Origin of the sequence: Streptomyces sp. DSM 40868, from assembly GCF_011820545.1 — a bacterium.
In the GTDB taxonomy this organism is placed as follows: domain Bacteria; phylum Actinomycetota; class Actinomycetes; order Streptomycetales; family Streptomycetaceae; genus Streptomyces; species Streptomyces eurythermus.
The window spans coordinates 9,044,788-9,060,632 of sequence record NZ_CP050504.1; the positions used below are offsets into that span (position 1 = coordinate 9,044,788).

At 70.4% G+C, this 15,845-nt stretch carries 10 protein-coding genes; 6 read left to right on the top strand and 4 right to left on the bottom strand.

All coding sequences use genetic code 11. The annotated features are described in order from the left end of the window. The first annotated feature begins 1 nt into the window (after position 1). The 4 genes from HB370_RS40635 to HB370_RS40650 are packed head-to-tail and all read left to right on the top strand — an operon-like array spanning position 2 to position 7,071. Positions 2–856: an ACP S-malonyltransferase gene (locus HB370_RS40635; RefSeq protein ID WP_280117786.1), complete on the top strand. Its 855-nt coding sequence runs from the start codon at positions 2–4 to the stop codon at positions 854–856. Beyond that, complete coding sequence (locus tag HB370_RS40640; protein ID WP_167513281.1) at positions 853–4,440, top strand: type I polyketide synthase; 3,588 nt, start codon at positions 853–855, stop codon at positions 4,438–4,440. The genes HB370_RS40635 and HB370_RS40640 overlap by 4 nt, the downstream gene beginning before the upstream one ends. A gap of 1 nt (position 4,441) precedes the next feature. After that, entirely contained in the window at positions 4,442–5,836 is a 1,395-nt protein-coding gene (locus HB370_RS40645; RefSeq protein WP_167513282.1) for an MATE family efflux transporter, read from the top strand. Next, the gene (locus tag HB370_RS40650) at positions 5,833–7,071 is read left to right on the top strand and encodes a glycosyltransferase family 4 protein (RefSeq protein ID WP_167513283.1); all 1,239 of its coding nucleotides are present in this window, start codon (positions 5,833–5,835) and stop codon (positions 7,069–7,071) included. Before HB370_RS40645 ends, HB370_RS40650 begins: the two co-directional genes overlap by 4 nt. A gap of 154 nt (positions 7,072–7,225) precedes the next feature. On the opposite strand, the gene HB370_RS40655 is transcribed toward HB370_RS40650, so the two are convergent. Beyond that, positions 7,226–8,497, bottom strand: coding sequence for a SpoIIE family protein phosphatase (locus tag HB370_RS40655; protein WP_167513284.1), 1,272 nt, complete (start codon positions 8,495–8,497; stop codon positions 7,226–7,228). Next, the gene (locus HB370_RS40660; RefSeq protein ID WP_167513285.1) at positions 8,494–9,303 is read right to left on the bottom strand and encodes an alpha/beta hydrolase; all 810 of its coding nucleotides are present in this window, start codon (positions 9,301–9,303) and stop codon (positions 8,494–8,496) included. The genes HB370_RS40655 and HB370_RS40660 overlap by 4 nt, the downstream gene beginning before the upstream one ends. 561 nt (positions 9,304–9,864) lie before the next feature. Between HB370_RS40660 and HB370_RS40665 the strand changes: the two genes are divergently transcribed. Both HB370_RS40665 and HB370_RS40670 read left to right on the top strand, forming a co-directional pair. After that, positions 9,865–10,320, top strand: a complete 456-nt coding sequence (locus HB370_RS40665; RefSeq protein ID WP_167513286.1) for a hypothetical protein — start codon at positions 9,865–9,867, stop codon at positions 10,318–10,320. Between the two features lie 534 nt (positions 10,321–10,854). Then, on the top strand, positions 10,855–10,995 hold the full coding sequence (locus tag HB370_RS40670; protein WP_167513287.1) for a hypothetical protein: 141 nt from the start codon (positions 10,855–10,857) through the stop codon (positions 10,993–10,995). Between the two features lie 209 nt (positions 10,996–11,204). Here the strand turns inward: HB370_RS40670 and HB370_RS40675 are convergent, their stop codons facing one another. After that, positions 11,205–11,624 carry a hypothetical protein gene (locus tag HB370_RS40675; protein WP_167513288.1) on the bottom strand — a complete coding sequence of 140 codons (420 nt, stop codon included), beginning with the start codon at positions 11,622–11,624 and terminating at the stop codon, positions 11,205–11,207. Then, positions 11,624–15,844, bottom strand: a complete 4,221-nt coding sequence (locus HB370_RS42595; protein ID WP_167513289.1) for a DUF6531 domain-containing protein — start codon at positions 15,842–15,844, stop codon at positions 11,624–11,626. Before HB370_RS42595 ends, HB370_RS40675 begins: the two co-directional genes overlap by 1 nt. Position 15,845: the final 1 nt, after the last annotated feature.

The following is a 15,845-nucleotide window of genomic DNA, read 5'->3' on the forward strand; positions in this document are numbered from 1 at the left end:
CATGCACTGTCTGGTCTTCCCCGGCCAAGGCGCACAGCGCAGAGGGATGGGGGAAGCACTGTTCGAGCGGTACCCGCGAGAGACCGCGGCCGCGTCCGAGCTGCTCGGATACCCCGTCGCGGAGCTGTGCCGCGACGACCCCCAGGGCCGGCTCGCCGACACCCGCTACGCCCAGCCGGCCGTCTTCCTCGTCAACGCGCTGTCCTGGCTGGACCTGGAACGGGCCGGCCGGCGCTACGACTACTTCGCCGGGCACAGTCTGGGCGAGTTCAACGCGCTGGTGGCCGCCGGAGTCATCGGCCTCATGGACGGCCTCGCCCTGGTCCGGCGCCGCGCCGAGCTGATGGCCGGCGTCACCGGCGGCGCCATGGTCGCGGTGGTCGGGCAGGACTCGGCGCGGGTCGAGACGACACTGCGCACCGCCGGGTTCAACCTGGTGCACGTCGCCAACCGCAACAGCGACCGGCAGGTCACGGTGGCCGGCGACCGGCGGCAACTGGCGCTCGCGGCCAAGGCCCTGCGCGGCCCGGGCGTCCGGGTGCTGCCGGTGCACGTCAGCGGCCCGTTCCACACGCCGGCGATGGCCCCGGCCGGCCGGGCGTTCGCGGACGTCCTGCGCGCGTACGAGTTCCGCGCCGGGCACACGCCCGTGATGTCGAGCGTCACCGGCGCCGAGTTCGATCCCGGCCAGGCCGTCCAGCTGCTCAGCAGGCAGATCTCCCGCCCGGTGGAGTGGGTACGCACCGTCCGCGCTCTGCGCGCCGCCGGCGTGGACCACTTCGACGAGGCCGACGGCACCACTCTCACCGCCTTCATCGCACGGATCGCGGCACAGCCCACGGAGGAACGCGTATGACCACGGACATCGCCATCGTCGGACTGTCCGTCGAGGTACCGGACGCGCCGGACCAGCACGCCTTCTGGGACGTCGTCCGCACCGGCCGCAGCCTCACCCGGTCCTTCCCGGCGCGGCGACGCCGGGACGTCGAGGAGTTCCTGCGCTACCACCGCGCGTCGGCCCTGGTGCCGGACGCCGAGGAACGCGTCGCGTTCCACGACGGCAGCTTCCTGGACCGGGTCGACCTGTTCGACCACGCCTTCTTCGGCATGACCCCGAAGCAGGCCGCGGTCACCGACCCGCACCAGCGGCTGGTCCTGCGCACCATGTACCGCGCGCTGGAGGACGCCGGATACACCGGCCGGCGACTGGCCGGCAGCCGCACCGGCGTGTACATCGGCTACGCCGGCAACCCCGGCGGGTCCTACCTCGACTACTTCTGCCGCATCGACCCCGCGCTGGGCCAGCTCGGCATCACCGGCAACATCGTCACCATGCTGGCCAACCGGCTGTCCTACCTGCTGGACCTGCGCGGGCCCAGCATGGTGATCGACAGCGCCTGCTCGGCGTCGCTGGTGGCGCTGCACCAGGCCAGGGCCGCGCTGCTGCTGGGCGACTGCGAGATGGCCGTGGTGGCTGGCACCCGCGTGGTGATGGCGCCCGTGCAGCACCCGCACACCCGCATCGGCATCGAGTCCTCGGACGGCGTGACCCGCACCTTCGACGAGAGCGCCGACGGCACCGGATTCGGCGAGGGGTCCGGGGCGGTCGTGCTCAAGCGGCTGGACCGGGCACTGGCCGACGGCGACCAGGTGTACGCGGTCGTCAAGGGCAGCGCGGTCAACCACGACGGCCACTCGGAGATGATGACCGCGCCGGACGCCGGGGCCCAGGCCGACCTGCTGGACGCCGCGTGGCGCGCCGCCGGCGTGGACCCCCGCACGATCGGCTACCTGGAGGTGCACGGCACCGCCACCAAGGTCGGCGACCCGATCGAATTCGAGGGACTGCGGCGGGCGTTCGCCGCCCGGACCGACGACCGGCGGTTCTGCGCGGTCGGCACCGTGAAGGCGAACATAGGCCACCTCTTCGAGGGCTCGGGCGTCATGGGCGTGATCAAGACCGCCCTCGCGTTGCGGCACCGCACGATCCCTCCGCTGGCCAACTACGTGCGGCCGAACGAGGCCATCGACCTGGCGGAAGGTCCGGTGTACGTGCCCCTGGAGGCCCGCGCGTGGCCGGACGGTGACGGCCCCCGGCGTGCCGGAGTCAGCGCCTTCGGCCTCGGCGGGACCAACGCCCACGTCGTGCTGGAGGAGTTCACCGCCGCGCCGCCGGAGCCCGGCGAGGAGCGGCCGCCCTACCTCTTCACGCTGAGCGCGCAGAGCCCGGCGTCCCTCGGCCGGCTGGTCACCCGCTACCGCGAGGCGATCGACGCGGGCCGGATCGAGGGCACCGTCCGGGACGTGTGCTGGACGTCGAACGTCTCCCGCGCCCACCACCGCCACCGGCTCGCCTGCACGGTCGCCGACCTGCCCGCCCTGCGGGCGGCGCTGGCGGCCATCGAGACCGGTGAGGTGCCGGACGCCGCCCGCACCGACGCCGCCCGGCACTGGGCCGGCGGAGGCGAAGCGGACCTGCGTGCGCAGTACCGGGGAACGGGCCCGCGCACGGTGCACCTGCCGCCGTACGAGTTCGACGAGACCCGCGCCTGGGTCGACTTCCCCGACGACTGGCAGGACCGGTTCGTCCTGGCCGCGCCGCGCGTGGCACACCCGCTGACGCACGCGGTGGAATTCACGCCGGCGCCGCCCGCGCGCTACGCGGACGCGTCGCCCCGCGTGCTGGCGCTGGCGGATCCGGAGGCGGCCGACGCCGTGGCGGCCGTCCTGCCGCCGGACGCGGTGCTGCGCACGCCGGGCGCCCCCGGCACCGAACCGGACGGGCTCGCCGAGGAACTCGTCGGCGAGGGGTACACCCACCTGGTGTACGCCCCGGCTCCCGGCGGCGCACCGGCTGCCGATCCGGCCGAGCTGGACCGCCGCGTCGACGAGCACCTGACCGGCCTGTTCCGGCTGGCGAAGGCGCTCATGCACGCCGGCGCGACGGTCGACCTGGTGGTGCTGACCCGCCGGGCACTGGCGGTCGTACCGGGCGAGGCGGACGTCGTCACGGAACACGCGGCGCTCGCCGGGCTGGTCAAGGCGATCGCCCGCGAGTACCCGTATGTGACCGTCCGGCTGGTCGACGCCGACGACGCGGTGCCCGCCGAACTGCTGCGCGAGGAGATCCTCGCCCGGCAGGCCGGCGTGTACGCGCTGCGCGGCACGGACAAGTACCGCGAGTCGTTCGCGGAGCTGCCGGGGGTCGAGGCGGTCCGCGACACATATCTGCGGCCCGGCGGCGCCTACCTGATCACCGGTGGACTCGGCGCCATCGGTCTGGAGACGGCCCGTCACTTCGCGGCCGGCGCTCCCGGCGCGCATCTTTACCTGCTCGGACGCACCGCGTTGCCGCCCGAGACCGAATGGGACGCGGTCGCCGCCGACCCGCAGCATCCCGCCGCAGCGCGTGTCACCGCGGTCCGTGAGATCACCGCGCTCGGCGCCACCGTGCACCCGGTGGCCGCCGACGTCGCCGACGAGACCGCGCTGGCGGCCGTGCTGGACACCGTCCGCGCCGCGCACGGCCGTGTCGACGGGATCGTGCACGCCGCCGGAGTGCCCGGCGACAGCCTCATCGCCTACCGGGAGGCGCCCGATTTCACGGCCGTCCTGCGGCCCAAGCTGCGCGGCGCGTTCCTGCTGCACCACCTGACCCGGGACGACCGTCCCGACTTCATCCTGCACATGTCCTCGGTGGCCGCGGTCTTCCCGGCCCTCGGGCAGGCCGACTACGCGGCCGCGAACTACTACCTGGACCACCTGGCCCGCGCCCTGGACACACCCGAGCACCGCGTGGTCAGCGTCGAGTGGGTGGCCTGGCGGGAGGTCGGCATGGCCGTCGCCGCCGGCGTCAACGAGGACCTGGCGTTCCGCTCGCTGCGCACACGCGACGGTCTGGGCCTGATCGACGCGGCGCTGTGCGGCGGCCGGCCGGTACTCTTCGCCGGCGAGATCAACTACGACAGCGACCTGATGAGCGTCCTGCCGACGTACGACGTGGCCCTGTCCGCGGACATCGAGGACAAGATCGCGACGGGGCTGGCGGCGCTCGCCGAGCGGACCAAGCAGAACCTGGCACGCGTGCGCGAGGCCGTGGAGTCCACCGAGGTACGGCTCACCGGACAGCCGGGCGGCGAGTACACCGACACCGAACGGATGGTGGGCCGCTGCCTGGCGCACGCCCTCGGCCATCCGGAGATCGACGTGCACGCCGACTTCCGGGACCTGGGCGCCGACTCGATCATGGCGCTGACCATCGGCAACAGCATCTCCTCCTGCATCGGCCGCCAGTTCGACGCCGTCGACCTGATGAGCGAGCGCACCGTGGTCGCCGTCGCCCGGCTCATCGAGACCAAGTACGACGAGGACGTACGGGGTGACGACGACGGGGACGACGACGCGTGGCTCGACGAGCTGCTGACCATGCCCGGTGAGTGACGTGCCGGACCTGACGCGGGGCCCGGTCCTGTCCGGCGTCGTCGGCATCGCGGCCCCGCTGGCCCTGGCCAACCTGCTCCAGCAGGGCTACCTGCTGGTCGACAGCGCGGTCGTCGGCCGTTACGTGGGCGTCGACGGGCTGGCCGCGATGGGTGCGGCACAACCGCTGTACGCGATCCTGACCTCGCTGTTCACGGGCGTCTCCAACGCCTTCTCGGTACGGCTCGGGCACCTCGCCGGCGCCGGCCGGCGCGACGACCCCAGCGCGCTGCGGGCCCTCGCGGTGTGCACCGTCGTGTGGGCGGTGGTCTGCGCCGTGGCCGCGGTACTGATCACGGCGCCGCTGCTGACGCTGACGGGTGTGACCGCAGAGGTCGCCGCCGAGGCCCGGACCTTCGTGGTGACGCTGTGCTCGGGCATGATCGCCGTGTACGCGCTCGGCGCGGTCTGTGCGGTCCTGACCGGCCGCGGCGACGCCCGCCGGGCCACCGGGCTGATGATCGCCGCGAGCGTGCTGAACGCGGTGTTCGCCTGGCTGTTCGTCGGTCCGGGCCGGCTCGGCATCGCGGGCGCCGCGCTGGCCGTACCGGCCGCCAACGCGCTGGCCGCGGCGGCCGGCCTGACCCGTCTGGTGAGTGAACAGCGCCGGCGCCCGGCCGGAACGTCCGGGGTCACGGCCGCCACGGTCCGCGCCGAGATACGGCGCGGCCTGCGGATCGGCGCCCCGATGGCCGTGCAGTACCTGCTGATCGGCGTCGGTGTCCTGGCCCTGGTGTGGATCATCACGCCCTTCGGGGACGAGGCGCTCGCCGCGCTGACCGTCGTCTCCCGCCTGGAGCTGCTGACCAGCGCGCTGTTCCTCAACCTGTCCGGCGCGCTGATGGTGTTCACCGCGCAGAACACCGGTGCCGGACAGGCCGCGCGCGTCCGCGACGGCGTCCGCCACAGCGTATGGCTGGGCGTCGCGCTCACCGCGGTGGTGTCCCTGCTGCTGCTCACCGTACGCGGGCCGGTCGCCGCGCTGTTCTCCGGCAGCGACGAGACCCGGCTGATCACCGAGCGGTACATCTTCATCACGGCGCCGTTCTTCCTGTGCTACACGCTGACGGTCGTACTGCACGGCTGGTTCAACGGCATCGCCCGCACCGTGGTGCCGCTGGTCTGCACGGTGCTGTCGCTGGGCGTGGTCCGGCTGCCGCTGTCGTACGGGCTGGGCCACGCCCGGGGCGTCGACGGAGTCATGTGGGCGACGGTGATCGGCTGGGGCGCGGGACTGGTGTACACCCTCCTGGCCGCCGTCCGGCGCACGGGGAGCCCACCCGAAGGCGGCCGCGACCGCGGCCACGACATCAAGGCAGGCCCGATGGCGACCTCGGACAACTGGGGCGACCGGTGATCCGCACCCTCTTCGTCAGCGACATCCTGCCCCGCCGTCCCGCCGGCGGCGCGGTGCGGCGGATGGACGTCGTCACCGCCGCCCTCGCCGAACTGGGTCCGGTGGACGCGCTCTTCCTGGCACCGTCCGGTACCGCCCCACCGCCGCGGGAGACCACCCGCTTCGCCCGCACCGGCGTGGCCGGTGTCCCGCCGTACACGGGCGTCCGCGCCCTGCTGGAGATCACGGCACGCGGGCCGTCGGCCGCCTACGCCGCTCACCAGCGCCGCACTCTCGCCCCCGGGCTGCCCGACTGGTCGACCGGCACCCGCTACGACCTCGTCTGGTTCAACCGGGAACGCACCTGGCTGCCGCTGCGCGGCCGGTTCACCGGCCGGACCGTCGTCGACGTGGACGACTTCGAGGACGTGCTGATCCGCCGCTGGACACGGCTCGGCCAGGGCGTGTGGGGGGTGCCGCTGACCCCGTGGCAGCGGGTCCAGGCACGCCGTTCCATCGGCTGGTGGCGCCGCGTCCACCGGCGGGTGGCACGGCAGGCCGACGTGGTCGTGGCCGCCTGCGCCGCCGACGCGGCCCGGCTCGGCCGCGGGGACCGGACAGCCGTGGTCCCGAACACCTACCCCGCTCCGCCCGCTCACCCGCCGGTGCCGCCGCGCCCCGACGGCGGTGCGACCATCCTGTTCCAGGGCTCCTTCGACTGGGCGCCCAACACGGACGCCGCCCGCTGGCTGACCGCGGACATCCTCCCGCTGGTCCGCGAGCGGATCCCGCACGCGAGGGTCGTACTGGCGGGCGCCTCCACACCGGAGGTCGCCGCGCTGGCCGGCCCGCACGTCGAGGTCACCGGCGCGGTCCCCGACATGACACCTCACCTGCGGGGCGCCGACCTGGTGGTGGTGCCGCTGCGCGTGGGCAGCGGCACCCGCATCAAGATCCTGGAAGCCTTCGCACACGGTGTGCCGGTGGTCAGCACCACGATCGGCGCCGAGGGACTCGACGTGGTCGCCGGTGAGCACCTGGCGATCGCCGACACGGCCGAGGGCCTGGCACGGCACTGCGCCGATCTGCTCACCGACCGGGCCGCGAGGACCGCCACGGTCACCGCGGCGGCCCGCCTGCACACCGTCCGTCACCTGCCCGGACACGCGGCGGCCGGGGTACGGCAGGCGGCCCTGCGGGCGACCGGCGGTCCGGCCGGCGTCGCCACCGCCGCGGCCGGGCGCCACGCGCCCTGACGAACGGCTGTGGCCGACCCATGAGGAGCCCCGCAGGCCCTTCGGCGCGTGACCTTCCCGGGCAGCAGGCGGCGGATCCCGGGTGCGCTGTGGTGATCGAGGTCTCCGGTCACCTCGACGACGGGGCAGGAGGGGGTGCTCCGCGTGCGGGTGTTCATCGCGCTCGCTGTTGCTCTTCTCGGTCGGCGCGGGGCACGTGGACGGCCAGGACGGCGGTGTCGTCGTCCACCCCGGTGCCGAGCGTGCCGAGGAGGTCGCGGACGGCTGTGATGGTGCCCTGGGCGGTGGTGGGGGCCAAGGCCCGGACGAAGTCGAGGAGGGCTTCATCGCCGTAGCGTTCACCGCGGACGGCGGTGTGGGCCTCGGTGAGACCGTCGGTGTGCAGCAGGAGGGTGTCCCCGGGATCGAGGCGGAAGGTGATGGTGGCGATGTCGGCGTCGGGCAGGACGCCGATGAGCTGGCCGCCGGGAGTGGGCAGGTAGTCGGCGGTGCCGTCCGTGCGGAGCAGCAGCGCCGGGGGGTGGCCGCCGCTGGCGAGGACGATACGGAAGCCGCCTTGGTCGCCGTCGGGGGTGAGCAGGCCGAAGATGACGGTGCAGAAACGGGGGTCGGTTCCGTTGTACTCGTGGTTGAGGACGGTGTTGAGGTTGCCGAGGACCGCGGCCGGGTCGGGGTCGTAGACGGCGGCGGCGCGCAGGGTGTAGCGGGCCAGGGAGGTGACGGCCGCCGCCTCGGTGCCCTTGCCGCACACGTCTCCGAGGAACAGTCCCCAGGTACCGGCTGCGAGGGGGAAGAGGTCGTAGAAGTCGCCGCCGACCTCGTCGGTCGAGGCGATGTGGTAGTACGCGGCCACGTCCAGTCCGGGCACGTTCTCCACCGCCGGCGGCAGCAGAGTCTTCTGCAGGGTCGTAGCCAGTTGCTGGAGGCGTTCGCGTTCGCGCTCGGCCTCCTGGCGGGCGCGCAGCAGCTCCTGCTCGTAGGCGCGGCGGTCACGGGCGTCGAAGACGGTGGTACGGATCAGCAGCGGCTGCCCGTCGCTGCCGCACTTGACGGTGGAGGTCACGAGGACCGGCATCCGGCTGCCATCGGCCGCCCTCAGCTCCAGTGCGATGCCGCTGATCTTGCCCTGCATGCGCAGGAGCGGCGCGAAGTGCGTCTCGTGATAAAGCCGCCCACCGGTGGTGAGGAGATCACTGAACTTCCTCCGGCCGACCAGCTCCGTGCGCTTGTAGCCCAGCCAGTTCAGCAGAGTGGTGTTGACCTTGGCGATCTGCCCGTCCAGCAGGGTGGAGAGATATCCGCACGGGGCGTTCTCGTACAGGTCCTCGACGCTGTCTTCCAGCAGAGCGGCGAACGTCCGGTCGTCGTCCGGGGGCTGTCCGGGATCCGGGCCGCAGCCCTGGTCGCCGTCGTTCCGGCACATCATCGCAGTGTCCTCGCGAACGCGGCGATGGCCTGGGCCGTCTCCTCGGGAGCACTGAGCTGGGGGCAGTGCCCAGTGGCGTTCAGGGTGACGAGCCGGCTTCCCTTGATCTGGGCCTGGACGAAGGCGCCGACCTCCGGTGGGGCGATGGCGTCGCTGGAGCACTGGGCAACGAGGGTGGGCACCGCCACCTGCGCCAGGTCGGTGCGGTTGTCGGACAGGAACGTCACCCGGGCGAAGACCCGGGCGATCTCCGGGTCGGTGGCGCAGAAGCTGTTGGTCAGCTCCTGCCCCAGTTCCGGGCGCTCGGGGTTGCCCATGATGACCGGTGCCATCGCCCCTGACCAGCCCAGATAGTTCGCGTCCAAGGACTGCAGCAGTTCCTCGATGTCCTCGGCGCTGAACCCGCCGCGGTACCCGGCCGCGGGATCGTCGATGAAGCAGGGGGAGGGGGCGAGCAGCACCAGCCCGGCGAAGTACTCCGGGTGTCGTGCCGCGGCCAGCACGCCCATCATCGCGCTGACCGAGTGGCCCACGAACGTCACCGGACCGAGGTCCAGCTCCCGGCAGATCTCCAGCACGTCGTCCACGTAGCCGTCCATGCCGGAGTAGCGGTCCTCGCTCCACGCCGACAGGTCCGATCGGCCTGCTCCCACATGGTCGAAGAGCACCACCGTGAACTCACGCTCCAGCGTCGGTACCACCAGACGCCACAAGTTCTGGTCGCATCCGAACCCGTGCGCCAGCATCACGACCGGCCCGCCCGGCCGCCCGGACACCCGCACCTCGTTCCTGCTGCGCACGTCCATACGCCTCATCCTCGCAGATCCGGGATGCCGGGAACCGGCGAGCGACGCTCGATGACGCCCTCTCCTGCGACAAGACCGTGTCCTATGTGGTGAGGCGGACGAGGCGCTTGTGTCGGCGCGGGGTTCGGACAGCGGGAGATCGGGACATGTGGCGAGCTGGCGGAGCGGCCGGGATCACGGGCGGGCTCTGGTACGTCTACACGCGGCAGGACGGCCTGCCCGGACCCGACCGCAGGAGGTCTCGGGTGCGAGGCAGGTGGTCCGGGGCAGGGGGCAGAGGCCGCGGGCGTTGGCGGGGGACGACCTGCAGCTCCTACGCCCGAGCACGGCATCTTCCTCACGGCCACCCAGATGCCCAACGTTGCGACGTTCCACTCCCTCTCCCCGCATGACCCTCGTCCACCTGCGGAACGCCATCCGGGCGCACAGACCACCCCGCCCCCACCTGGGCCCCTGACCTTGTTCTGGGCCGCACCTCAGGCGGTGTGCACCCGAGCGGCGCCATGATCTACGGTCTTCTACTGAACCAGTCCTGATTCTTGGCAACGGGGAACTACGCACATGCGCAAGACAGCAACCCTCACCATCAGTCTGCTCGCCGCGGGGGTCCTGGTGACCGGGTGCGGCAGTGAGAAGGAGGACGCCAGTCCGGCCAAGGCGAGCGAGGTCTCGCCGAGTGTCTCGGCGAACGATGAGACGAAGGGCTCGGCCTCGGGCGGGGCTCGGCATCAGGTGATCTTCGAGGTGGGCGGCACGGGCACGGCCCAGGTCATGTGGAATGGGAACAGCAACCACTTCGAACAGGTGACGTTGCCCTGGACCAAGAAGGAGTCCATGCAGTTGGAAGGTGCCGAGCTGAAGGTCGGCGTCACGGTGTCGGTGGTGCCCGGCTCGGTCAAGGGTCCGGACGGGATGCTCAAGCCGGCCCCGTGCACCATCAAGGTCGACGGCAAGCAGGTCGCTGACAACCAGGACGGCAAGTCGGCCAAGCCCTGCGAGTACAAGCTCAAGGGCTGACACAGCCGAGGACGCGTCCAGGCTGGGGTGGAACTGGGTGAGCAGGCCGGGTAGCGGCAGACGCCGGGACCACTTCGAAGGCCGCATCTGGCGGGGCCGGCACCACCACGTCACCAGCCCCGCCCGGTCCCGGACCGCCTGAGCAACCCCCGTTCTGGCGGGCCGCGCGGACCTCGCTCTCTCCTGGCTCGCAGCGGCCGCCTTCCCCCTCGGTCGCCTTCACCTCGTACAGGTAGGGCCGGCTGCCGGAGCCGGCCCGGAAGTCGAAGCCGGCGCCGTCGTCGCCGGACGGGCCTGGAAAAGCCTTGCGGCGGTTGCTCGACACCCAGCAGGTCACGTCCCTGCGGTCCGGGCATTGAGCGCAGAGCCACTGGTATGCGTACCACTCGCCGACATATCCGATGGCCTCCCGCTGGGCCGTGGTCAGTCTGCTGTCCGTGCCGCCGCCGTACCCGCGCGTGCGACCGGTGGTCCGGGTGCGCCCGGTAGGAACTAGCCGACGAAATCCGCAAACTCAAAGACGAGGCCGACGACTTGAAGTACGAGCTCCGCCAGGAGCAAGCGCGGACCAAGACCATGCGCCTGCTCATCGCGGAACTCTCCCTGGAACTGGAACAAGCCAAGGCCGAAATCAAGGACACCTCGGGCATCGCCCGATTGCAGGGCCGTCGCTGACCAGAGCGGCGCTACCAAGCCCGATGGCCAGGGCTTGAGCAGGCATCGCGTCTCGAAGGAACCTCTTCTTCAGCATCGAATTACGATCGGCGGCCAGGACCACTCCAGGCGCTTCCAGTCGAAGACCCGGTGGGGCTCCGGGGCAGGCAGCATACCCTCGGTTTACACGGCCCGGATCCGCCCTCAGATAGGCAAAGAGGTGAAAAGACTCAGACCGAGTAGGGGTAGAGATCAAGTCGATGAGTCGTGAATTCGATGCAGTCACCGAGTCTCGGCTTGGCGGTCTGGTGAGATTGGACGGAGTTCATCGTGCCCGCGAACTCCACGAGCACAATGTCGGTATCGACTTGGAGAGCCACCACAGAGTTATCGGCCACAGAGGCCACGACTCCTTTGATTCGCACTGGTGAACCGGGAAAATCTGACGTCATTATGGCCGGCCCATCTGCAATGGTCCACTGGGATACCTCGTCTGGTACGTCGAACTCGACATCCACAAGAGCGCCCACCTGAGGAATATCGGCTCCACACCACCGGGCCCATGCCTGTCCCGACGTGCCCCTGAAGGCGATCATGGGTCCTTTCTCGGCCTCCGCCTCTGGAGCTAGGTTCATAATCTCAATGCGCACTACTTCAGTCCTAGTGGTACTCGAACCATGGTGTTGTCCACGATCCATGTGTTGGTGGGTGATTCGAAAGTCCAGGTTTCCATGTGGAAGTGGAACTTGGTGGGTTTGCTGTTCATCTCGTGTGAACCGAGTCGAATGCTGCGCCAGCCGTCGGCGGAGACGAGGCGATCCGGATCCGGCATTCCAGTACGTGGATGGATGTTCGTATAAGGGCCCTCCCGCAGGAAATTCTCCCACGCATCCAACACCTCGTGTGGTTTAAGGGGCTTTGGCGCGACGACCTCGGGGGTCTGAACAACCTTCTGTTCCGGAGGACAGGGAGAGAGCCCCAGGGGGTCGGTCCATGTGTGGGGATTGTTGACATAGGTCGCGGGGTTGGGTGCGGGGGTGAGACCGAGGGGGTCGGATGCTAAGTATCGGGCGGTTTCAGGGTCGTAGTGGCGGAAGTAGTTGTAGTGGAGGCCGGTTTCGGGGTCGTAGTACTGGCCTGGGAAGCGTAGGGGGGTGTAGGTGGTGCTGGTTGCTGCCCAGGCCGTTGTGCCCCAGAGGGTGCTTCGGGTGTGCCAGGTGATCTCGCCTTGGTCGTCGATCAGCTCTGTGGGGGTGCCGACGAGGTCGGTGATGATGGCGAAGAAGCGGGAGTCGATCTCCTGCTGGGGGGCTTCCGCCGCGGTGATGCGTTCTGTTTGGGCCAGGGGGCGGAGGCCCTGGTGGTCCCAGGTGAGGGTGATCGGGTGGGGGAAGGCTTCAGATGTTGTTGTCTGTTCGCAGAGCGTTGTGCCGTCCCATGTGAAGTCCACCCGCTCCACGACCGTTTCGCCGTCCTCCGCCAGGCGGAGCTTGGCGGTGCGGCGGCCCAGGGGGTCGTAGGTGTAGCGCCAGCGGGTGCCGTCGGGGGTGACCACCGAGGTCAGGCGGTCTTCGGCGTCCCATTCGTAGTGCCAGGTGTCCGGCTTGCGGGAGAGGCGGGTCTTCTGGCGGAGGGTGTGGCGGCCCAGGGCGTCGTGTTCGTAGCGGACGTTGCCGGCCCGGGTGATGCGGGTGCCGGTGTAGGTGCGGGGGCCCGTCGACTCCGCTCCCGGGTGGGTTGACGGCCAGGACGCCTGGGTTTGGTTGCCTGCCTCGTCGTAGGCGTAGCGTTCCGTCCAGCCTGCCGCGTGGACCGCCGTCACCCTGCCTGTCGCGTCCAGGTCGAAGCGGCGAGGGCCGGACAACTCGTCCTCGATGGCGGTCAGGTTGCCGTCGGCCCGGTAGGTGTACGTCCGGTGCTGAATTCTGCGGCCTTCGGCGCCGGTCACCGACTGGGTCGTCAGGCGGCCCAGCGGGTCGAAGGCGTGCTCCAGGGCGATCGCCCCGGCGACCAAGCGCTTCAGTTCGTGCCCGGCCTCGTCGTAGGTGAAGTCAATCGGGCGGCTGGAGGCCACCATGCCGGTGACGCGGCCCGCCTCGTCGTAGGACCAGGTGGTCTTCGCCCCGGTCGGCGTCACCCGGCTCGCGCGGCGGCCCAGGGCGTCGTATGTGTACGTCATCGTGTGGCCGTCGACCGTCTCCGAGCGCAGCCGGCCGTGGCGGTCCCGCAGAAGGGTCAGTGTCGTACCGTCGGGACCTACGGCCTGGGCGAGCCGGTCGGTCAGGTCGTAAGCGTAGGTCGTGGTTCCGTCTGGTGTGCTCTTGCGGAGTACCTGGCCGAGCGCGTTGCGTTCGAATGTCGTCTCTGCGCCGAGGGCGTTGCGGCGGGAGGCCAGGCGGCCCGCCGCGTCGTATTGGTACGTCAGGGTGCGGCCGTCGAAGTCCGTCTCGGAGAGCAGATGGCCAGCCAGGTCGTAGGTGTACTCCCAGGTCAGCCCTTGCGGGTTGGTGACCTTGCGTAGTTGTAGTTCAGTATCGTGCTCGAACTCGTATCGCACGCCGTCGGGACCGGTCTGGGTGGTGAGCAGGTCGAAGTGGGTGTACTCGTAGCGGGTGACGCCGCCGATGGCGTCGGTGTGGCTGGTGCAGTTGCCTTCGCCGTCGTAGGTCCAGGCTTCTTCGGCACCGTTCGGATCAATCCGGCGCTCCAGTTTGCCTTCGACTGTCCAGGACATACGTGTAATGGCACCGAGGGGGTCGGTGATCGTGATGATGCGGCCGAAGGCGTCACGCTCGCATCGGGTAACCGCTCCCAGTGGGTCGGTGACCGCGATGGGCAGGCCAGCGGCATTGCACTCGACGTGCGTCGTGTTGCCCAGAGTGTCCGTGGCTGACTCGAGATTGCCGCGGTTGTCGTAACCGTAGCGGGTGGTTGCCTGCGCTGCGTCGGTGACTGCCGTGAGGTTGCCGCTCTCGTCGAACTCCCGATGGACTTGCGTTCCGTCCGGTTCGGTCACCGTTACGGGCAGGCCCTGGTGGTTGTAGGCGATGCTGACCGCGCGGCCGCCAGGGCGCACGATCTCCAGCGGGCGGCCTGCCTGGTCGTAGGAGTAGGTGACGGTGTGGCCGAGCGGGTCCGTGATGGTGAGGGGGCGGTGGACCGGGTCGTAGGTGGTGTGGGTGGTGGCGCCGTCCGGGCGGATCTCGGTGACCACCTGCAGCCTGTCGTTGATCAAGTACCGGCTGGTGTGTCCGAGCGAGTTGGTCGCTGTCGTGACCTTGAGGCCCGTCGTCGGATCTGTGTCGTCGTATGTGTAGGTGTTGCGCATGTGTCCGGCTTGGCCGGCCTGGTAGGTGCAGCGATCCTGGTCGTCGTACACGTACCGGTACGACGAGCCGTTGGTGTCCGTCCAGGAGGTGATCCGGCCCCGTTCATCGTTGGTGAAGAGGGTGGGGACGCCGCAGGAGTTCGTCACCGTTGCCAGGTGGCCACGCTTGTCGTAGCCGAAGCGGAGCAGTTCCTGGTCGCTGCCGTCCGCGGCCGCACCGGCCAGGTGGAGGGCGGTGATGCGCTCGCCCCCGATGGTGATCTTCAGGTGGTAGCCGCCCGAGTGGCGGATCGCGGTCGGGGTGCCGTCACTGTCGTAGTCGAAGGTGAGCCATTGGGCGCCGGAGCGGTCGGTGATGTGCGCCAGGAGCGCGATGCCGTGGCCGTCGCCGCCCGGGCCCGCGAAGTCCCATCGACGGCCGCTCTCCGGATCGGTGACTGTGTAGTCGCCATGGTCATCGATGCTCAGCGAGTGGGGATCGCCCTCGGCCGGTAGGACGGGGGCTCCTGGAGCGGGGTGCGGGTAAGACAGCATCGAGCCGTCTTCGCGGATGAAGATGACGCCTTCGGTGTCGATTTCCAGTCGCTGGTCTGCGGTCGAGGTCCAGGAGGGGCCGAACCAGTGTCCGGCTCGGTAGGAGGACTCGAAGTGGCGGGAGAAGACCAGGGGAATGCGGGCCGGCAGCGTGAGGTCCGTCCGTGGGAGGGCCATGCCTCCCGTGGCGAGGTCGACGGGATCGCCGCCGAAGATCTTGCATTTGAGCGGCCTGCTGAGCTCCTTGTGGGCGTATCTGATGCTTTGGCGAGCCGTGCCTCCGACCTGGACGGAGCCGGAGCCGGCTGCGCGGGCGGCTTCCAATGCCGCAGCCCTAGCCTCTTCAAGTCTTAGTGGTTGTCGGGCACTCCCCTTGGCGGCCGGGCCGGGCACCGGTATCACGGCGCGTATGGCCTCCGCGCACTGGGCTTCCGTTTCGGCCACGGTCTGGGCCGCTTCGCGAGCCATCTGTGCCGCGGCTTGCCGTTCCGCCTCGGCTTGCCCCGCGTAGTTGCCGATCTGGACGGCCATCTGGCGGATCTCTGGGGGCTGGTACTGGCTGAGGTGGGCTGCGGTCGCGCCGTTCAGGCCGCGCCAGATGCCGCCCCCCGCGGACGTGACCGGCACCACCGAGTAGAACTGCCGTAACGCTGCTGTGTACTGGGCATGTGCCTCAAGGCCCCGGCTCAGCGCGATCCGCGACTGAATTTTGGCTTGTTCCAGGGTTTCGGCGTACGTCGCGAGCGCCTTGCCGCAGCTCTCGTGGGCAGGCCCCAAGCGGATCGCGGACTCTGGGAGTTCGGCGAGGATGGCCTGGAACCGTGGTGCGTAATCGCCCTCCAAGCGCAGGTCACCGCTGTTGGCGGCGACCTGCCGGAGGCGGTTGGCGTGCTGTTCCGCGTACTCCGCCTCGCGCAGTAATCGCCGTGCCAGGGTCTGGACCTTCGCGGGATCGCCGGGGACGGGGTCGCCGGTCAGGTCCAGGACGCCCCAGTCCGCGTCCGCCATG